Genomic DNA, 20,025 nt, shown 5'->3' on the forward strand with positions numbered 1-20,025 from the left:
ATGAGCGAGCTCAACAAACTCGTCGAACCCGCGCAGGTCGACGTGACGTATGAGACCGACGAGCCGGTTACCTACGAAGTGGTGGGCAACGTGGCGTGGATCATGCTCAACCGGCCGCAGTTCAACAATTCGCAAAACGGCCAGATGACGTTCGCGATCGACGACGCCTTCATCCGGGCGACGAACGATGATCAGGTGCGCTGCATCGTGCTGGGCGGCAACGGCAAGCACTTTTCCGCCGGACACGACATCGGCACGCCCGGTCGCGACCTGCACACCCATTTCGAAAATCGCCTGCTGGTCCCCGGTCACGTCAACAAGCCTGCCGCAGAGCTGCTCTACACCCGCGAAAAGGAGCAGTACGTCGGCATGTGCCGCCGGTGGCGCGATTGCGCCAAGCCGACGATAGCGATGGTGCAGGGCGCCTGTGTGGCAGGCGGCCTCATGCTAGCCTGGGTGTGCGACCTGATTGTCGCCAGCGACGACGCGTTCTTCCAGGATCCGGTCAACCGGATGATGGGCATACCGGGCGTGGAATACTTTGCTCATGCCTACGAGCTGCCGCCGCGCATCGCGAAGGAATTTCTCCTTCTGGGAGAGCGCATGAGCGCCCAGCGTGCGGAGCAGTTCGGAATGGTCAATCGCGTCGTCGCGCGCGACGACCTGCGCGATACCGTCGCGGAAATGGCCGACAAGCTCGCGGAGCAACCGCGGCTCGGCAATTGGCTGACGAAGCAGGCGATCAACCACGTCGAGGAATTGATGGGCAAGCGCTCGGCGATGGATGCCCAATATCACATGCACCACTTCGCGCATGCCCAGAGCGATCTCGTCACGGGCAGCTCGATCGCCGGGATGGACGGCAAGGCCATGGCCGAGGCGAACAAGAAGGACGCCGCGAAGTCATGAACGCTCCGCTGCGCACGGTGATGGTGGAGCGGCTCGGATGCCGCTACCCGATCATCCAGACCGCCATGGGCTGGGTGGCGGAGCCGTCGCTCGTGATCGGCAGCAGCAACGCGGGCGCCTTTGGCTTTCTCGGCGCGGCGGTCATGACACCGGACGAGGCGCGCGAGAAAATCCTCGCGGTGCGGCGCGGGACGGATCGTCCGTTCGGCGTCAACTTCCACAGCTTCCAGCCGGGCGCGGAACAAATCGTCGATCTTATCCTTGCGAACAGCGAGCAGGTGCGGGCGGTGAGCTTCGGACGCGGACCCAACGCGAAGATGATCGCGCGATTCAAGGACGCGGGCATTTTGTGCGTGCCCACCGTCGGCGCGGTCAAGCATGCGGTGAAGATGGCCCAGCTGGGCGTCGACATGATCACCGTGCAGGGCGGCGAAGGCGGCGGCCACACGGGCTCGGTTCCGACCACCGTGTTGCTGCCGCAAGTTCTGGATGCAGTCGACGTGCCGGTTATCGCTGCGGGGGGATTTGGCGACGGTCGGGGTCTCGCGGCGGCGCTCGCCTATGGCGCGGTCGGGATCGCCATGGGTACGCGCTTCCTGCTCACCCGGGAAAGCCCCGTGCCGCAGAGCACCAAGGCCGGCTATCTCGGAGCGGGCACCGACGACATCCTGGTGACCACCAAGCTCGACGGCATTCCCCAGCGGATGGTCCGCACACCGATGATGGACCGGATCGAGCGTTCGGGGCCGCTCGGACGATGGCTCAGAGCGTACGAAGCGGGAATGCTGATGAAACGCCGCACCGGGGCGAGCTGGGGGGACCTGCTGCGCAGCGCGCGCGAAATGACCAAGGACGGCGGCTCGCTCCGGCAATCGCTGATGGCGGCCACTATGCCGATGCTGATCCAGCGCGCGGTAGTAGATGGTGACATCGAAAACGGGGTGATGGCGACCGGAGTTGTCGGCGGTCGGATCACTGAAGTGCCGAGCTGCCAGGAACTGGTCGATCGCATCGTCGCCGAAGCCCGCGATCGCATTTCCGCGCTCACGGGGCCGCAAGCCCTCTCCACACCCCACGCAGCCTGAGAGCCTCAATGCCGATTACACTTACCAAGCACGGCCGGGTCGCGGAGATCCTGTTCGACCACCCGCCGGTCAACGCGTTCGATACGGCCGGATGGGGCTCGATCCCGCAGCTCGTCCAAGATGCCGGGAGCGACCCCGAAACTCGTTGCCTCCTGATCCGTGCCGAGGGGCGCGGCTTCTGCAGCGGCGTCGACATCAAGGAAATGCAAGCGCATCCCGAACGCATTGCCGAGCTCAACCGCAACAATTTCCTCACCTTCCGGGCGATCCGCGATTGCCCGATACCGGTCGTCGGCGCGTTGCATGGCTTCGTCATCGGCGGCGGCGTCAACATCGCGGGCGCCTGCGATTGCCTGATTGCTGCGGAGGGTGCGTTTTTCTCGCTGCCCGAGATCGACCGCGGAGCGATGGGCGGGGCCGCGTTCATGAGCCGCATGCTGCCGGTACAGAAAGTCCGTTCCAACTTCTTCACCGGCGGACGCATTCCGGTCGAGGATTTTCATCGGCACGGATCGATCGAAAAGATCGTCCCATTCGACCGGTTGCGTGACGAGGCCTTCGCCTTTGCCGAGACCATTGCGGGCAAGAGCCGCAAGGCGCTCGAGCTTGCCAAAGAAGCGCTCAACCTGATCGAGCCCTGGAATCCGAGCGACATGTACCGGATCGAGCAGGGCTTCACCCTCGAGATGTATGGCCACGAGGACAGCCAGGCGGCGCGCGATGCCTTCGTCGACAAGAAGGGCGCGGCGAAGTTCTGATGAACCTGACCTACACCCCCGAGCAGCAGGCGTTTCGTGCCGAGGTACGCGAATGGTTGACGGCACATGTGCCGCGCGAACCGCTCGTGACGCTCGAGCGGCAGGACGGTTATGACCAGCATGTCGCATGGGAACGCACGCTTGCAAGCGGTAACTGGGGCATGGTGACGTGGCCCGAAGCCTACGGCGGGCGCGGGCTCGACCTCATCCAGTGGCTGATCTTCGAGGAAGAGTACTTTGCCGCCGGTGCGCCCAACCGCGCCAACCAGAACGGTATCTTCCTGCTCGGTCCGACCATTATGGAATTCGGCACCGACGAACAGAAAGCGCGCTTTCTCACGCCCATGGCCAACGGCGAAGTCATCTGGGCACAGGCATGGTCCGAGCCCGGCGCCGGCAGCGACATGGCCGCCATCAAGACCACCGCCCAGCGCGACGGCGACCATTACGTGATCAATGGCCAGAAGACCTGGTCGAGCCGAGCTGCGTTCGCCGACTGGGGCTTCGGGATGTTTCGCACCGAGGATGGCAGCAAGCGGCACAAGGGCTTGAGCTTCCTGCTGTTCGATCTCGACACCCCCGGGATTACTCGCCGCCCCATCCGCCAGATTCACGGCGACACCGGCTTTGCCGAACTGTTCTTCGACGATGTGCGGATTCCGGTCGAAAACCGTCTGGCCGGCGAGGGCGAGGGGTGGAGCGTCGCGATGGCTACCGCGGGGTTCGAGCGCGGCCTGATGCTGCGGTCTCCCGGGCGCTTCCAGGCGACCGCCGCCAAACTGGTCGAACTGTATCGCAAGCACGAAGCGAACGCTTCGCCTGCGATCCGCGATGCAGTCAGCAAGGCCTGGATGGCGGCTCAGGCCTACGCCTACAACACTTACGCGGTGGCCGCGAAGATCATGGCCGGTGGAAAGATCGGCGCCGAGGCTAGCCTCAACAAGCTTTGGTGGTCGGAGCTCGACCGTGCGATGCACCGCACGGGCATGCAGATCCTTGGGGCGCAGGCCGAACTACGGCCCTTGCTCAATGGGACGCCGAACGACTGGCTGGAGGGCTACATCTTCTCGCTTTCGGGGCCGATCTACGCCGGATCGAATGAGATCCAGCGCAACATCACCGCCGAGCGTCTGCTCGGCCTGCCACGGGTAGGGGCCGGCTGATGGACTTCCGGATTCTCGAAGAGCGGCTCGAGCTGGCCGAGGCCGTGCGCGATTACCTTGCCGGAACGCATGGCCCGGAAGTGCTGCGCCGTCTCGATGTCCGGAAGGCGCGGGATCCGCAGATATGGTCCGGCCTGGTCGAAATGGGGTTGACCCGCTTGCTGGTCCCGGAGGACCACGGAGGGCTCGGTCTCGATCTGCTCGATGCGGCACTAATCGCACGCGAGTGCGGCAGGGTGGCGCTCGCCGAGCCGCTGGTCGATACGGCGTTCGTTGCTGTTCCGTGGCTGATTGCACGCGGCGAGGAGACCGATCTTGCGGCGATTGCGAGCGGTGAAAAGGCATTCGCGCCTGCTCACTCCGTCAATGCGTGGCAGGCGGACGGGAGCTGCGACCGGCTCGAAAGTGTCGATCCATTGCGGCGCCTGTCGAGGCTTCCTGAAGACGCGTCTGACGACCGGTTACTGCTCGACATCGGCGCGCTGATGGCGGCTGCCCAGCTTGTCGGCCTGGGTGAAGCAATGCTCGACCAGGCGATCGAATACAGCAAGATTCGTGAACAATTCGGCCAGCAGATCGGGGGCTTTCAGGCGATCAAGCACAAGCTCGCCGATGTCGCGCTGGCGCTGGAATTCGCCCGCCCCGTGATATGGCGCGCGGCGCAGGCGATGGTCGACGGTCTCACGAGCGCCAGCCTCCACGTCAGCCATGCCAAAGTCGCCGCGACCGACGCAGCGATGCTATCGGCCGAAAGCGCGATCCAGGTGCACGGCGCAATGGGCTACACTTATGAAGTCGACCTGCATTACTGGATGAAGCGCTGCTGGGCTCTCGCCGGCGCGTGGGGCGCCCAGGCCTTTCACCAGAACCGGGTTGATGACGCCGTGCTTAGCGACCGACATCCGATCGGCCCGCAACACACATTCGCGTAAGGACGCAGCATGCCCGAAGCCTACATTGTCGATGCCGTTCGTTCGCCCGTGGGGCGCAAGAAGGGCGCACTGGCGCAGCTTCATCCTGCTGACCTCGGCGCGCACCCGATCCGCGAACTGATCAAGCGCACCGGCATCAACCCCGCAGCGGTGGACGATGTGGTGTGGGGATGCACCGAGACGATCGGCGGGCAGGCTGGCGACATCGGCCGTACTGCCTGGCTCGCCGCCGGGTTGCCCGAGGAGGTGCCTGGCGTCACCATTGACCGACAGTGCGGATCGTCCCAGCAGTCGGTCCATTTCGCCGCGCAAGGGGTGATGAGCGGGACGCAGGACATGGTGGTTGCGGGCGGTAGCCAGGCGATGAACCGCATCCCGATCATGGCCGCTATGATCGCGGGACAAGCTTATGGCTTCGACAGTCCGTTCATCGGTTCCGAGGGATGGGATGCCCGCTACGGGGACGAAGAGGTCAACCAGATCCGCTCAGCCGAGATGATTGCCGAAAAGTGGAACATCAGCCGGCGCGACATGGAGGAGTTCGCGTTGGCCAGCCACATGCGGGCGCAGGCTGCGTGGGACAATGGCTGGTTCGACAGTGAGGTGGCGCCGATCGCGGGGCTCGACCGCGACGAGACTATCCGTCCGGGAACGACGTTAGAAGGTCTCGCGAGCCTTGCTCCGGTTCGCGAGGGCGGGCTGGTGACGGCCGGCACCGCCAGCCAGAACAGCGACTGCGCAGCGGCGTTGCTGGTGGTGAGCGAGCAGGCGCTGAAGGACCATGGCCTTAAGCCGCGTGCGCGCATTCACCACTTAGCTGTTCGCGCTGCCAATCCGGTCTGGATGCTCACGGGGCCGATTCCGGCTACCCGCCATGCCCTCGCACGATCGGGGATGAAGATCGACGACATCGACCTGTTCGAATGCAACGAGGCTTTCGCCAGCGTACCGCTAGCCTGGATGAAGGAACTCGGTATCCCGCACGAGAAGGTGAACGTCCAGGGCGGTGCGATCGCACTCGGCCATCCCATCGGCGCGACCGGCGCGAAGCTCATGTGCACGCTGCTCAACGCGCTGGAGCGCACCGGCGGCCGGTATGGCCTTCAGACGATGTGCGAAGGTGGCGGTCAAGCCAACGTGACGATAATCGAAAGATTGTGACAGTGATCGCCACTGCGACCGCAGATCTCACTGCTGACTTGCCACAGACCTTGGACGGATATTGACGATGGGAATTTGCGAAGGACGCGTGGCGATCGTCACCGGTGCGGGCAACGGCCTTGGAAAGGCATACGCGCTCGAACTGGCGCGCCAGGGTTGCCGTGTCGTAGTCAACGATCTTGGCGTGGGCACGCACGGCGAGGAAGGCGAGACCAAAGGCGCCGCCGAGCGGGTGGTCGATGAAATTCGCGCGCTGGGTGGCGAGGCGGTCGCCAATACCGATGACGTGGCCGAGTGGGACGCGGGCGAGCGCATGGTACGCGCAGCTATCGACAACTTCGGGCGCCTCGACGCGGTGGTCAACAATGCGGGCTTCGTGCGCGACCGCATGTTCTTCACCTGCAGTCCCGAGGAGTGGGACGCAGTGATCAGGGTCCACCTTCGGGGGCACTTCTGCACCAGCCGCCACGCTGCCGAATACTGGCGAAGTCAGAGCAAGGCCGGCCGGCCGGTCGACGCGCGGATCATCAACACCACGAGCGGTGCGGGGCTGCAGGGCTCCGTCGGTCAGTCGGCCTATTCGACCGCGAAGGGCGGGATTGCCACGCTCACGCTGGTGCAGGCGGCCGAGCTCGGGCGGATTGGCGTGACGGCCAATGCGATCGCGCCCAACGCGCGTACGCGAATGACCGAGACCGGCGCGTTCGACATGGATGCGAAGGACGGCGCGTTCGATGTCTATGCGCCGGAGAACATGGCGCCGTTGGTGGCCTACCTCGTGTCTGACCAGTCGAAGGGCGTGACCGGGCAAGTCTTTGAGCTGAAGGGCGGCGAGATATTCCTCTCGCAAGGATGGACCGACAGTCCGGCCCGAGAAAAGGGCGCCCGGTACGAGGCAGCTGAACTCGATCAGGTCGTGCGCTCGCTCCTCGATACGCGCGAGCCGGTCAAGCCTGTATACGGGGCGCGCTGAACGATGGAGTTCGCCTTCACCGAAGAACAGGCGATGATTGCCGATACGGTGCGCGGATTTTTTGCCGAGAACGCGACGAGCGAGCGAACGCGGGACGCGATGGCGCAAGACGGGATCGATCGCGCACTGTGGTCCGCTTTTTGCGCCGCGATGGGATTGTCCGGCATTGGCCTGTCCGAAGAGTATGGCGGCAGCGGACTCGGCATGGTGGAATTCGCCATCGTGGCCGAAGCAGCGGGCGCTCGGGTCGCGGCCCTGCCGATGCTAGGTCTCGCGACGGCCGGACGGGCGATCGCGGCCGGCGGCAGCGCCGAGCAGCGAGGCGAATGGCTTCCCCAGCTCGTTTCGGGAGAGGCGATTGCGGCCTGGGCCGATGGGGCGACGGTTTGTTACGCCGAGGGACGATTGAAGGGCGAAGCCCGCTTCGTACCACACGGCGCCATTGCAAATATGCTCATAGTTCATGCGGCCGATGACGCCTGGCTTATCCGCGCCGACTCGCCGGGCGTGTGCGCGGCCGCGCACACGACTATGGATCAGACGCGCCCGTTGGCCACAGTAACATTTGACGATGCGGCTGCCGAACCCCTGGCCGACCCGGCGAGCGCGATCGCGGCCGCACAGGCGGGCGGCTGGCTGTGCCTTGCCGCCGAAGCGCTGGGCGGGGCGCAGGCGTGTCTCGATCGCACGGTGGAATACGCCCGCGAACGGGTCCAGTTCGGCCGTCCGATCGGCTCTTTCCAGGCCTACAAGCACCGACTCGCCGACATGATGATCGAAATCGAACAGGCACGGAGCGCGGTGTACTGGGCAGCCTGCGCGGTCGACGAGGAATCGGACGAGGAGCTGGTCGCGCTCCATGCCGCCAAGTGCTTTTGCGCGGACGCCTTCTTCAAGTGCGCGGGGGATATGATCCAGCTTCACGGCGGGATCGCCTTCACCTGGGAGCACGACGCGCACCTGCTTTTCAAGCGGGCCCGCTCGATCCAGTCGATGCTGGGCGATGGCGAGTATCACCGCGAACAGATCGCCCGCAACTTGCTGGACGAGGCCGCGTGAAGCTCGGTTTCTCTCCCGAGGATGAGGCGTTCCGCGACCAGTGCGCCGAATGGCTTCAGGCGCAGATGCGGGGCGATTTTGCTGACATTCGCGGAATCTACGAGCTGACCAGCAAGCCGGAGCGCCGGCGCGAATGGGAGCAGCAACTCGCCGCGCACGGCTGGTCGTGCATTGGCTGGCCGCGGCAGTGGGGCGGGCGGGATGCTACTCTGGCGCAGCAGGTCATCTTTGCCGAGGAGTATGCACGCTCGGGCGCCCCGGGCCGCATCAACCACATCGGGGTTGAATTGGCGGGGCCCACTATCTTGGCTTTCGGCAGCGATGACCAAAAGGCGCGCTTTCTTCCCGGTATCGCCGCGGGAACCTCTATCTGGTGCCAGGGCTTTTCGGAGCCCAATGCAGGGTCCGATCTAGCCAACGTACGAACGCGCGCGCTGCTCGAGGGCGATCGCTGGATCGTCGACGGTCAGAAGGTCTGGACCAGCCTGGCGCACCTGTCCGACTGGATATTCGTGATTGCGCGAAGTGAGGAAGGGTCCAGGGGTCCGCGAGGCCTGAGCTTCCTCATGCTTGAAATGGATCAGCCCGGAATCGAAGTGCGCCCGATCAAGCAGATGAATGGCGACCCAGAATTCAACGAGGTCTTCTTCACCGAGGCGACATGTCCCGCGAGCAGCATGATTGGGGGTCCCGGAGAGGGCTGGAAGGTTGCGATGGGTCTGCTCGCCTTTGAACGCGGTGTGTCGACGCTCGGCCAGCAGATGGGATTTCGCAACGAGCTCGACGCCATCATCGTCGCGGCCAAGGCGAATGGCCAGGCGCGCAATTCATTGATTCGCCAGCGAATCGCCAAGGCCGAAGTCGGTCTACGCCTGATGCGCTACGGCGCGCTTCGGATGTTGTCCAAGACGGACCATTCCGCAATCGACGGCGCTGCGCTGACCTACAAAATTCAGTGGGCCACTTGGCGCCGAAACCTGGGCGAGCTGGCGATGGACGTGCTCGGGCAGACCGGCGAAATCGCCGACGGCGAAGCCTACCAATGGGGCCAACTGCCCAACCTGTTCCTCTTCAGCCGAGCCGACACGATCTATGGCGGCACGAACCAGATCCAGCGCAACCTGATAGCCGAACGCGGCCTAGGGCTTCCGCGCGAGCCTCGAGGTGACACATGAGCGTTCCGGTCCCCCCTTACCCCAGCCCGCGCAACCTGTTGGGCGGAAAGACGATGGTGGTAACCGCCGCCGCCGGCACAGGCATCGGCTTCGCGGTCGCCAAGCGCGCTGCCGAAGAAGGTGCGACGGTGCTGATCAGCGATTTCCACGAACGCCGGCTGGGCGAGGCCGCCGACCAGATCGCCGACGAAGTCGGTTGCGCGCGTCCGGCGACGTTCGTCTGCGACGTGACCAGCGAAGAGGCGATCGGCGGTCTTCGCGAGGCTTCTCTTGCCGCTCTTGGTAGGGTGGATGTGCTAGTGAACAACGCTGGGCTAGGCGGCGAAGCGAGCGTGGTCGACATGACGGACGAGCAGTGGGGCCGGGTGCTCGATGTAACACTGACCAGTCTGTTCCGCATGACGCGGGCGTTCTTGCCGGTCATGTACGCGGCGGGTTCCGGCGTGATGGTCAACAATGCCTCGGTGCTCGGCTGGCGGGCGCAGAAGGGCCAGGCGCACTATGCCGCGGCGAAGGCAGGCGTGATGGCTTTCACCCGGTGCGCGGCGCTGGAAGCGGCCGAACACGGTGTGCGCATCAACGCCGTTGCGCCGAGCCTCGCGATGCATCCATTTCTGGCGAGAGTGACCACCGAGGAAGCGCTCGCGAAGTTGGTCGCAAAGGAAGCCTACGGCCGCCCCGCCGAAGTATGGGAAGTGGCCAACGTGATGATTTTCCTCGCTAGCGAACTGTCCAGCTACATGACCGGTGAGATCGTCCCTGTATCGAGCCAGCGGGCGTGAGCGAGCCGAGCATCTTCGACACGCCCCAGGCGCTCATCGGGAGCGAGGCGACGGCGCTGGGGCCGACGGACTGGTTACTGGTCGACCAACAAAGGGTCGACGGGTTTGCCGAGGTGACCGGCGACCGCCAGTGGATTCATATCGACGTCGAACGGGCCAAGGCGGGGCCGTTCGGGGGTACGATCGTCCACGGCTATCTCACGATGAGTCTGGTCAATCACTTCCTGCCCGAGCTGATCGAAGTGCGTGGCTTCGCTCACGCGGTGAACGTCGGAGCCGACCGGCTGCGATTCCTATCACCCGTTCGCGTGGGAAGCCGAATCCGGGCTGTCGGCGAGATCGTCGCGGTCCAGGAAATGAAGGGTGCTGTGCAATCGGTCGTTCGCGTTACAGTGCAAATCGAAGGAGATGGCGGGTCACCGGAAGACAAGCCGGCATGCGTCGTCGACACCATCAGCCGCTATTTTCCCCAAGGAGTCTGACATGGCCGACCCCCAACAGATGGAAGCGGCAGTCCACGAATATGTCGCGGCATTTGAGGCCGGCGATGCCGATCGGATCGGCGCGCTTTATGCCGAGCACGCGACCGTCGAAGACCCTGTCGGCTCTCCGCTGAAGAACGGCCGAACCGAAATCCTCGAGTTTTATCGCAGCTCGGTGGCAACCGGCGCCAAGCTCAAGCTCGAGGGCCCGGTGCGGGTTGTCGCCGACTATGCGGTCTTTCCGTTCTCCGTGAACCTGCATTGGGAAGGCTCGGACAAACGGATCGACGTTATCGATACCTTCCGCTTCGATGCGGACGGCAAGGTCACCGAAATGCGGGCCTTCTGGGGTCCCGCGAACATGCACGGATTTTCTTGAAAGGCACCCTGATGCGCGAAGCAGCGATCGTTTCCACCGCCCGCACCGGAGTGGGCAAGGCGTACCGAGGGGCATTCAACGACACCGAAGCGCCTGTTCTGTCGAGCCATGTCGTTGATGCCGCGATCGAGCGCGCAGGAATCGATCCGTCACGAGTGGACGACGTCTACCTGGGCGTGGGCAACCACTGGAACACCCAGAGCTACAATCTGGGCCGGCTGACCGTCCACGGATCGTCGCTGCCGGACACGACCGGCGGTTTCACTCTGGACCGCAAGTGTTCGTCCGGACTCAACGCCCTTGCGCTCGCCGCGCGCGGCATCATGTGCGACGAGATCGATGTCGCCGTGGCGGGCGGCATGGAAAGCATCTCGCTCACCATCAACAAGCACGCCCCGCAGTTTCGTAACCGATCCGAGTTCATCAAGGCCGCCGACCCGCACGCCTATATGGCGATGATCGAAACCGCCGAAATCGTCGCCGACCGCTACGGAGTGAGCCGCGAAGATCAGGACCGCTTCGCCGCGAAGTCGCAGCAGCGCGCCGCGGCGGGGCAGGAAGCTGGCCGCTTCAACGCCGAAATCGCTCCGATCACTGTTTCGAAGGCGTTATTCGACAAGGAGGGCAACGAGACGGGTAAAGAGGAAATCACCCTCGACCGGGATGAAGGCGTGCGCGCCGGAACCACTTACGAAGGCCTCGCAGCGCTCAGGCCGGTTTTTAAAAACGGCCAAGTGGTCGCGGAAGGCAAGCACGTTACCGCCGGAAACGCGAGCCAGCTGTCCGACGGAGCGTCCGCCCAAGTCCTGATGGACCTGTCCACGGCCCAAAGTGAAGGCGTGCCGATCCTTGGCGTATATCGCGGTTTTCAGGTCGCGGGATGTGGAGCGGAGGAAATGGGCATTGGGCCGGTCTTCGCGATTCCCAAGCTTCTCGACCGCGCCGGGATCACCATCGACGACGTGGGCCTGTGGGAGATCAACGAGGCGTTCGCTAGCCAGGCGATCTACTGCCAACGGAAGCTCGGCATCGACCCTGACAAGCTGAACGTTGACGGCGGCGGGATCGCCATCGGCCACCCATTCGGCATGACCGGCAGCCGCCTGGTCGGCCATGCATTGATCGAGGGCAAGCGCCGCGGCGTGCGGTACGTCGTCGTCTCGATGTGTGTCGCGGGCGGAATGGGTGCCGCCGGCCTGTTCGAAGTGGCTTGAGGTCCCTCCTCCGATGACCGACGAGCGAAGAGATTGGCCGCGGACCATTCCCGCCGCCGCCGAAGCCGCGGCCCGCCGCTGGCCAGGCGAAACGGCGCTGGTGGATGGCGATCAGCAATGGACTTTCGCCGAATTATGGACGGATGCGAAAGCCACCGCATCCGCCCTGCATCAGACTGGCGTGGGGCACGGTGACTGCGTCGGCATTTGGGCCCCCAATACGCGCGAATGGATCCTCGCGGCGATTGGTGCTCAGTGCCTGGGCGCGGCAATCGTGCCGCTCAACACCCGCTTGAAGGGGGGCGAGGCGGCGGACATACTCCGCCGCGCCGGCGTGAAAGTGCTGTTCGCCCCTAGCGACTTTCTCGGTCAGGACTACGCGTCGCTGCTGGCCGAGGAGAGCTTGCCCGCGCTCGTGGAAACCATCCGGCTCGATACGCAGTGGAACCGCTTCATTGCGCGTGGGGCCGGTCAAGACGACGCTGCGGTCTCGGCCGCGCTCGAGCGGCTCTCCGGTGGTGAGATCAGCGATGTCATCTACACTTCCGGGACCACGGGACAGCCCAAGGGGGCCCTTACCGCGCACGAGCAGGTGACCGTCACGTTCGGGAACTGGGCGGAGCGGGTCGATTTGCGGGAGGGCGACCGCTATCTGATCGTCAATCCGTTCTTCCATACTTTCGGTTACAAAGCGGGATGGGTCGCGTGCCTTCTTCGCGGGGCCACGATCGTGCCGCAGAAAACTTTCGACGTACGGGAGACCGTGCGCCTGATCGAACGCGAGCAGATCAGCTTCATCCCCGGTCCGCCCACGATCTACCAGTCGTTGTTGCAGGAGCTCGCTGGCGACAGGCAGCGCGACTTCTCGTCGTTGCGCGTGGCAGTCACGGGAGCCGCGCCGGTGGCCCCCGCGCTTGTCGACCGGATGCGCACAGAGCTTGGGATGCAGAACATCGTCAATGGCTACGGGATGACCGAGTGCGGAGTAATCGCCATGACTCGTCAGGGCGATGATGCCCGAACGGTCGCCCACACCTGCGGCTACCCGATGCCAGGCATCGAGGTCCGCTGCGTGGACGAGACTGGGGACGACGTGCCGCCAGGTGTGACGGGCGAATTCTGGGTGCGGGGCCATTCGGTCATGCAAGGATATCTCGATGACCCCGTCGCGACCGCGGACGCGATCGATGCCGATGGCTGGCTGCACACCGGCGATGTGGGGACCATCGACGAGCAGGGTTATCTCGCGATTACCGATCGCAAGAAAGACATGTTCATCTCGGGCGGCTTCAACGTCTATCCGGCTGAAGTAGAGAAGCTGCTCGCCGCTCATCCCGCGATCGAGGTGTGCGCGGTCATCGGCACGCTGGACGATCGCCTCGGCGAGGTCGGCAAGGCGTTCGTCGTCTTGCGGCCCGGCGCGCAGGCGAATGACAGCGACATCATGTCCTGGGCGCGGGACAGGATGGCGAACTACAAAGTGCCGCGCATCGTCGATGTGGTCGGCGAATTGCCGCGCAATGCCGCCGGCAAGGTGCTCAAGACCGCGCTGCGCTGATTACAACTCCAGGTGCCGTTCGAAAAAGCGAGCCATTACGTCGATGGCTTCGCGCGCTTCGGGCAGCTGATACGCGTACCAGTGCGCATGGGGCATCGCCTCGAACACATAAAGCTCAGCCTCACGTCCGGCGCGCCGCAGAGCGCGATGGAACATCGCCGCCGAACTGAGCACCGCGTCGCGCGTGCCGGTCACCAGAAGAGTAGGCGGAAAGTCCGACAGGTCGCCCTTGATCGGGGCGACAATTGGATCGTCGCGGTCCGCACCGCCCAGGAAAACGGCGCGTTCGCACTCGGGATCGCTCATCTCGTGCCCGATGTGGCCGTAGAATCCCGCCAGGGTCATGTAGTTGAAAGTATCGCCCAGATTGGCCACGTCGCCGCCGGCGGTGAAGACCCCGCAGCAGCACGGGAGCGGCAGGCCTTCTCGCTTCAGCCGCATGACGGTCATCGCGGTCAGGAAGCCGCCGGCCGACGTGCCGAACAAAACGATGTCATCGGCTCCGTATCCCTCATCGAGAAACGCGCGATAAACCGCGACGATGTCGTCGATCGCCGCGGGGAAGGGGTGCTCGGGCGCGAGCCGGTAATCAATAGCGACCACTTCAACGCCGGTCTCGCCGGCGATGGGAATTGCTTCGCCAAGAGCACCCGAGCCAATGACAAACCCGCCGCCATGAAGATTGAGCATGGCCTTCGAACCCACCGCAACCGGGGCATTCTTGCGCCGGATACGATGGCAATGGACGCCGGCCACCTGGGTATCCTCCACCTCGCAGGGCCAGATTTGCAGAGCCACATCGTTGAGCATCTGAAATGCCGGATCGACGAATTCGCGGGTATGCCACATCGGAATGCGCGGGGCGTTCTGCGCTTCTTCCCCCCACGGATGAGTGGACAGGTATGCCTGCGCCTCGGGACTGACGCTGTCCGGCACAGGCAGCTTGCTGCCGCCGAGGTCCACGACACCGTCGTCAATGCGATAGCTACCCATCGTCTTTCTCCCTTAATTCGATTTTCGATTGCCCAGCCGGGCGCGGCCGAGCGGGATCACCTTACCCGACAAGCATCTTTCGATGCTCGCGGCAGTCAATCCGATTCCGCGGCAACAGAACCAGGTCGCGTCATCGAGCAGCCGCTCGCGGTCATGCGGGTAAAGCGTATCGCGGCCGGGCAGCGAGACGCCGGCGGCAAGCAGCGATCCGACATGCTCGACCAGCATCGCGACACTTTCCGGCGTCAACCGATGACCTTCGAGCTCTCCAGCAGCGGCGGCGGATTCCAGCGCGGCGGTGATCGGTGCGATTTGCTTGCGCATCGCACGGCGATAGACCTGCGCGGCGTAGTTGCCATCGCCGGCCAGACTGGCCAGCATGATGCGCGAGCCCTCTCGTAGCGCGCCCTTCGGAGTTGCGATGGCGACGCGCAGGTATTCCCGGATGACGGTGATCAGGCTTTCCGCGCTTGCCTCTGGAACGCCGAGGACGTCGTACATCGCGTCCTGTTCGCGCAGGGTCTGGCGCAGAACTTCTCGGTACAGCGCGTCTTTCGAGGAGAAATGGCGGTAGAGGAGAGCCTCGGACACTCCAGCCTCAGCCGCGATCTGCGATGTCTTGGTGCCGTCGAGCCCACGTTCGGCGAACAACTTGCGCGCGACTGAGATCAACATCTCGCGCCGCTCTTCGGCTGGGATGCGCTTTCTCGCTGTCGTGACGCTCACCTGGACCCCCATTGCACAAGCGGTAATCGGCGATGCGAGCCTTCAAGTCAAACGTTAGTGACCGTTCGCTTACTTGGCGCGGATTCCCTGGCAATCGCATTGACCGTCACTCGCGCGCCGTGCATCGCGCCCTCGATATAGGTCACTCCCTTCGCATCGCCGACGACGTGCACCCTGAAGCCACCTTGAGTGAGCCGATCGGCGAGCGAGGTGTCGCCCCGTGCGCCGATCGCCACAATCACGTGATCGGCAGCGACGCTCCGGTGTCGGCCGTCCGCCGAGACGAAGCGCACGGCGCGGCGCTCGATGGCAATCTCACTCGCTCCCGACTGGAGTTCGACGCCATGCTCCGCAAGCTCGGCGAGGATGCGCATGCGCCGCACCAGCGTAAGCCCTTTTCCAAGGCGGGGGGCTTCCTCGAGAACGGTCACCGCCCGCCCGCGCTCGCCGAGGAACTCCGCCAGTTCGATGCCAACCAGTTCGCCGCCGATAATCACGATCCGTTTGCCCAGCGGCATCCATGCCTGGGTTGCATGGCGAACCACGGCCGGATTGGCGGTTGCGCCTGTTGCCGCGCCGATCTGGGTGATCATCCGCGTGAGAAGGCCATTCTTGCCCCGCAGCGCGTCGCTCTCTTCGCCCAGCATCAGATTGCGCAAGTCGTCGCCGGAATAGACGTGCGGCAAGTCGCTGCCGGGGATCTCGGGCATCCCGCGCACCGCGCCAGTGGCGACCACCACGACATCGGGTGCGATGCTTCGCAGCGTATCGGGCGTCGCCTCGGTGCGCAGGCGTACATCGACGCGCGAGCGGGCAATCTGCCTTCTGAGCCAGTCGAGGATCCGTTCATTGGGCTCATACGCCAGGCTGGCGAAGCGAAGCGTGCCCCCAAGGCGATCGCCCCGCTCCAGGAGGGTGACGTCATGCCCCAGGACTTCGAGGCGCCGGGCGGCTTCCATCCCGCCCGGGCCGCCGCCGATCACTGCTACGCGCAGCGCTGCGCGTGCGCCCGGAGGGGAGGCGTCGGTCTCGTGGGCCAATTCGGGATTGACGGCGCAGCGAACCTCTTCGCCCATGTAGATCGCGCTGATGCAGGTATAGCAGTAGATGCAAGGCCGAACTTCGTCGGCCCGGTTCGCGGCGAGCTTGGCGGGAAGATGAGGGTCGGCAAGCAGCTTGCGGCCCATGCTGACGAAATCGATCTCCCCCCGACCGATCGACCGATCCCCGACCTTCGGCTCGATGCGACCCGATGCGATCACCGGGATGGACACCGCTCTTCGGATCGCGACCGATGACGGCAGATTGAACGCCGGGATGTGCGGAGTGTGCGATTGAGAGTGCAGCTTGCCATCCCCGGTTTCGTGGTACGTCGTCACAGTGATCGCGTCCGCACCGGCCGCCTCGATCATGCGCGCGTGTTCTACCGCATCGTCCAGCGTGATCCCGGTCTTGCCGACCTCGCGCGAATCCAGTTTCACCCACACGGGGAACTCGGGGCCAGCCTCGCCCCGAACGGCAGCAAGCACCTCGAGCAGCAAGCGCATCCGGTTTTCGCGGTTGCCGCCGTATTCGTCGGTGCGCGTGTTGGTGCTCGGCGAGATGAACGACGACAGAAGGTAGCCGTGGCCGGCGTGGATCTCGATACCGTCGAAGCCGGCGCGAACCGCGCGCCCGGCGGCCAGACGGAATTGCTCGATCGCCAGATCGATGTCGGCCCTGGCGAGTACTTTGACCTCGGGCACCTTCATCCCCGCCAACCCGGCTAGCTCCTCGCCGAGGAAGTAGTCTGTGAAATTCCCCTTCGGCGGCGGCGGGATCGCGGGCGCCCACAGAGGATGTCCCCAGCGTGCGTGCGAATAGGCGGCGACGAGACCGCCGTGATGCAACTGCGCGGCAATTTTCGCGCCATGGCCCTTTACGCGTTCGGTCAGGGCGCTGAGACCCGGAACGAACCGATCGTCGGAGATCGCAGTTTGCTGCCAGGAAACGCTGCCCACGGGCCATGCGACGCCCGTCACCCCGGTTATGATCAGACCGGCGCCGCCCCTGGCCTGCTCTTCGTGATAGGCGATCAGCTTTTCGCCCACGGTGCCGTCGTCTTCCGACAGGCTCACGCCCATCGCGGTCACCGCAATCCGGTTGCGCAACTTGAGCGAGCCGATCCGCCCCGGTGAGAGCAGGTGAGGAAATCGGCCGGAACTCATGGCGCGCAGACCCGGCCGGTGAGGGGATGCATGTTCAAGGTTGTTTGCATCATCACTCGTCCGATTAAATCCCGATATATCTGCACATCTGCCATTTCGTTTTGCAAATGCGTAGAACGGCGGTACCAAGTCTACGCCAATTGCATAAAAAGGCAATGGCAATGGAGAGGCCTGGAAGATGATATCGCGATTGAAAGACAAGGCCATCCTGGTGATCGGCGCGGCAACCGGAATCGGCGCGGCGACGGTTGGGCGACTGGCTTCCGAGGGCGCGCGTGTATGTGCTGCGGATGTAAACTTCGACGGCGTCCAGGCGCTTGCCGAGCGACTTTCGCAGAATGGCGGCAATGTCTCATCCGTGCCCATCGACATCGCTATCGAGAGTACTGTCGCGGAGGCCGTCGCACGCGCCGTCGAACTGCTCGGGGAACTCGACGGCGCATACCTGAACGCCGCCGATCTGCGAACGATTTTCGCCGATTCCAATGCGCTCGATGTCGATCTTGCCGTTTTCGACCGAACGCTGGCGGTCAACTTGCGCGGACACTTGCTGTGCACGCGCGCCGTATTGCCGCACTTGCTCGCCAACGACGGCGGCGCAATCGTCTATACAAGTTCGAGCGCTGCGCATGGGGCCGATCCGGAAAGACCCTCCTACGCTGTGTCGAAAAGCGGTCTCAACGCGCTGATGCGCCACGTGGCTAGCCGTTGGGGTAGGGAGGGGATTACTTCCAACTGCATCTCTCCGGGTTTTGTCATGACGCCCGAAATGGTGGCGAGCGGTCAAGTTCCGGAGGGGCTGATCGATGGCTTCCTTGCAGCCACGCCGAGCACTCGTGTGGGCCACGTGGACGATGTCGCAGCGATGGCCGCCTTGCTGCTGTCCGATGACGGCCGATGGATAAACGGCCAGGTGATCAACGTGAACGGCGGGGGGCTCATCGCATGAGAGAGTCCAGGATCGGGGAGCGTAGCGAGGTGTCGCAGTCTGCTTCTCGGCGGTTGCGCTATGCGGTCATCGGAGCTGGCATGGCCGGCATCCTTGCTGCCATCAAACTGGATGAACGCGGCGAAGACTTCGCGGTGTTCGAGAAAGCGGACCGGCTCGGCGGCACGTGGCGCGATAACCGCTATCCGGGGCTGACCTGCGACGTTCCCGCGCATGCGTACACCTACAGCTTCGCGCCGTGGCCGGAATGGTCGGCCTACTACGCCGCGGGAGAAGAAGTCCGAACCTACTTCGAATGGGTCGCCGAGCGCTATCGGATTGGGGCATCGATTCACTACGGCCGCGAAGTTGTCGATTGCGCATGGGACGATCATGCGGCGGAATGGACCCTGACTTTTCAAGACGGCGTCACAATGCAAGCGGAGGTCGTGATCGCGGCCTCCGGCGTCCTGCATCACCCCAACCTGCCCGACATTCCCGGTCTTTCCAGCTTCGCGGGCGAGGCGTTTCATTCTGCCCAATGGAACGATTGTGTTGAGCTCGACGGCAAGCGTGTCGGTGTCATCGGCAACGGCTCCACCGGCGTCCAGCTTATCACCGCGCTGCACGACCGGGTGGAGCGGCTGGTGCATTTCCAGCGCTCGCCGCAATGGATCATGCCGGTCCCGCAATTCGTCTACACAGATGATCAGCGCGAGGCTTTCAGGACAAACCCCGCGTTGATCGATGCCATTCGGAACGATCCGCAGTACTGGTCCAACATCTACCGTTTTGCCGACGGCCTGACCGATCCCGAGAGTCCGCAGATGGGCGAGATCGAGGCGTACTGCCGGGCCAATCTCGAAGGGACGATCAAGAATCCCGAGTTGCGCGAAAAGCTGCGGCCCAACTATCGCGCGGCGTGCAAGCGGCTGATCTACAGTTGGCAATACTATGATTGCGTGCAGTCGCCCGGCGTGTTCGTCGAAACCGGCGGCATCGACAAGGTGGTGCCTGATGGCATTCTGATGAAGGATGGAACGCTTCATCCCCTCGACGTCATCGTACTCGCGACAGGGTTCAAGGCGGACCGCTTCATCCGTCCGACCGTCGTGCGGGGCCGCGACGGGCGCTCGCTCGATGATTTCTGGGCAACCCGCCCGCGCGCGCACTTCGCCGTAGCAATGCCCGGATTTCCCAACTTCTTCATGCTCAACGGTCCCAGCGGTCCGGTCGGCAATTTTTCACTCATCGACATCGCCGAGCGCCAGTGGGGCTATATCGACCAGTTGCTGGAGCCCTTGCGCGCCGCTGACGCGCGCGCGGTGGAGCCCCGCGCCGATGCGTTCGAGGCATACGAGGAACGCCGGGTCGACGCCGCGCGCAAGACGATCTTCGGCTCTGGCTGCACTAGCTGGTATCTCGACAAGACCGGCGTTCCGGCAATCTGGCCATGGAGCTACCAGGCTTTTGCAGATGCTATGGCCGAGCCGGTACTCGAACAGTTTTCTTTTGAACCCGCCACTCAGGAGGCTTGAATC

At 64.1% G+C, this 20,025-nt stretch carries 19 protein-coding genes; 16 read left to right on the top strand and 3 right to left on the bottom strand.

Going from position 1 to position 20,025, the window contains the following annotated elements:
- From E0504_RS18285 to E0504_RS18350, 14 genes are all read left to right on the top strand, one after another.
- Entirely contained in the window at positions 1-909 is a 909-nt protein-coding gene (locus E0504_RS18285; protein WP_131625179.1) for an enoyl-CoA hydratase, read from the top strand.
- A complete protein-coding gene (locus E0504_RS18290; protein ID WP_131625180.1) occupies positions 906-1,994 on the top strand; it encodes a nitronate monooxygenase family protein in 1,089 nt (362 codons plus the stop codon). Before E0504_RS18285 ends, E0504_RS18290 begins: the two co-directional genes overlap by 4 nt.
- 8 nt (positions 1,995-2,002) lie before the next feature.
- Positions 2,003-2,752: an enoyl-CoA hydratase family protein gene (locus tag E0504_RS18295; protein ID WP_131625181.1), complete on the top strand. Its 750-nt coding sequence runs from the start codon at positions 2,003-2,005 to the stop codon at positions 2,750-2,752.
- Positions 2,752-3,915 (top strand): acyl-CoA dehydrogenase family protein, encoded by a 1,164-nt coding sequence (locus E0504_RS18300; RefSeq protein WP_131625182.1) that lies wholly within the window; start codon positions 2,752-2,754, stop codon positions 3,913-3,915. The genes E0504_RS18295 and E0504_RS18300 overlap by 1 nt, the downstream gene beginning before the upstream one ends.
- Positions 3,915-4,847 (top strand): acyl-CoA dehydrogenase family protein, encoded by a 933-nt coding sequence (locus E0504_RS18305; RefSeq protein ID WP_131625183.1) that lies wholly within the window; start codon positions 3,915-3,917, stop codon positions 4,845-4,847. The genes E0504_RS18300 and E0504_RS18305 overlap by 1 nt, the downstream gene beginning before the upstream one ends.
- A 9-nt stretch (positions 4,848-4,856) precedes the next feature.
- Positions 4,857-6,008, top strand: coding sequence for an acetyl-CoA C-acetyltransferase (locus E0504_RS18310; protein ID WP_131625184.1), 1,152 nt, complete (start codon positions 4,857-4,859; stop codon positions 6,006-6,008).
- Between the two features lie 67 nt (positions 6,009-6,075).
- Positions 6,076-6,981, top strand: coding sequence for an SDR family oxidoreductase (locus E0504_RS18315; RefSeq protein ID WP_131625185.1), 906 nt, complete (start codon positions 6,076-6,078; stop codon positions 6,979-6,981).
- Between the two features lie 3 nt (positions 6,982-6,984).
- Positions 6,985-8,040: an acyl-CoA dehydrogenase family protein gene (locus tag E0504_RS18320; RefSeq protein ID WP_131625186.1), complete on the top strand. Its 1,056-nt coding sequence runs from the start codon at positions 6,985-6,987 to the stop codon at positions 8,038-8,040.
- Positions 8,037-9,215, top strand: a complete 1,179-nt coding sequence (locus E0504_RS18325) for an acyl-CoA dehydrogenase family protein (RefSeq protein WP_131625187.1) — start codon at positions 8,037-8,039, stop codon at positions 9,213-9,215. The genes E0504_RS18320 and E0504_RS18325 overlap by 4 nt, the downstream gene beginning before the upstream one ends.
- Complete coding sequence (locus tag E0504_RS18330; protein WP_131625188.1) at positions 9,212-9,997, top strand: SDR family oxidoreductase; 786 nt, start codon at positions 9,212-9,214, stop codon at positions 9,995-9,997. The genes E0504_RS18325 and E0504_RS18330 overlap by 4 nt, the downstream gene beginning before the upstream one ends.
- Positions 9,994-10,479, top strand: a complete 486-nt coding sequence (locus tag E0504_RS18335; RefSeq protein WP_131625189.1) for a MaoC family dehydratase — start codon at positions 9,994-9,996, stop codon at positions 10,477-10,479. The genes E0504_RS18330 and E0504_RS18335 overlap by 4 nt, the downstream gene beginning before the upstream one ends.
- Before the next feature lies 1 nt (position 10,480).
- A complete protein-coding gene (locus E0504_RS18340; protein ID WP_131625190.1) occupies positions 10,481-10,858 on the top strand; it encodes a steroid Delta-isomerase in 378 nt (125 codons plus the stop codon).
- Positions 10,859-10,869: 11 nt separating this feature from the next.
- Positions 10,870-12,072: an acetyl-CoA C-acyltransferase gene (locus E0504_RS18345; RefSeq protein WP_131625667.1), complete on the top strand. Its 1,203-nt coding sequence runs from the start codon at positions 10,870-10,872 to the stop codon at positions 12,070-12,072.
- Between the two features lie 13 nt (positions 12,073-12,085).
- Complete coding sequence (locus E0504_RS18350; protein WP_131625191.1) at positions 12,086-13,630, top strand: FadD3 family acyl-CoA ligase; 1,545 nt, start codon at positions 12,086-12,088, stop codon at positions 13,628-13,630.
- Here E0504_RS18350 and E0504_RS18355 read toward each other — a convergent pair whose 3' ends face one another.
- The 3 genes from E0504_RS18355 to E0504_RS18365 are packed head-to-tail and all read right to left on the bottom strand — an operon-like array spanning position 13,631 to position 17,763.
- Entirely contained in the window at positions 13,631-14,623 is a 993-nt protein-coding gene (locus E0504_RS18355) for an alpha/beta hydrolase (protein WP_131625192.1), read from the bottom strand.
- A gap of 12 nt (positions 14,624-14,635) precedes the next feature.
- The gene (locus tag E0504_RS18360) at positions 14,636-15,349 is read right to left on the bottom strand and encodes a TetR/AcrR family transcriptional regulator (protein WP_165938543.1); all 714 of its coding nucleotides are present in this window, start codon (positions 15,347-15,349) and stop codon (positions 14,636-14,638) included.
- A gap of 47 nt (positions 15,350-15,396) precedes the next feature.
- Positions 15,397-17,763 carry an FAD-dependent oxidoreductase gene (locus tag E0504_RS18365; protein ID WP_207974451.1) on the bottom strand — a complete coding sequence of 789 codons (2,367 nt, stop codon included), beginning with the start codon at positions 17,761-17,763 and terminating at the stop codon, positions 15,397-15,399.
- Here E0504_RS18365 and E0504_RS18370 point away from each other — a divergent pair.
- Together E0504_RS18370 and E0504_RS18375 are read left to right on the top strand one after the other, a co-directional pair.
- A complete protein-coding gene (locus E0504_RS18370; RefSeq protein ID WP_243657550.1) occupies positions 17,747-18,505 on the top strand; it encodes an SDR family NAD(P)-dependent oxidoreductase in 759 nt (252 codons plus the stop codon). The genes E0504_RS18365 and E0504_RS18370 overlap by 17 nt on opposite strands.
- Positions 18,502-20,022, top strand: coding sequence for an NAD(P)/FAD-dependent oxidoreductase (locus E0504_RS18375; protein ID WP_131625195.1), 1,521 nt, complete (start codon positions 18,502-18,504; stop codon positions 20,020-20,022). Before E0504_RS18370 ends, E0504_RS18375 begins: the two co-directional genes overlap by 4 nt.
- Positions 20,023-20,025: the final 3 nt, after the last annotated feature.

This window comes from Parafrankia sp. BMG5.11, from assembly GCF_004337455.1.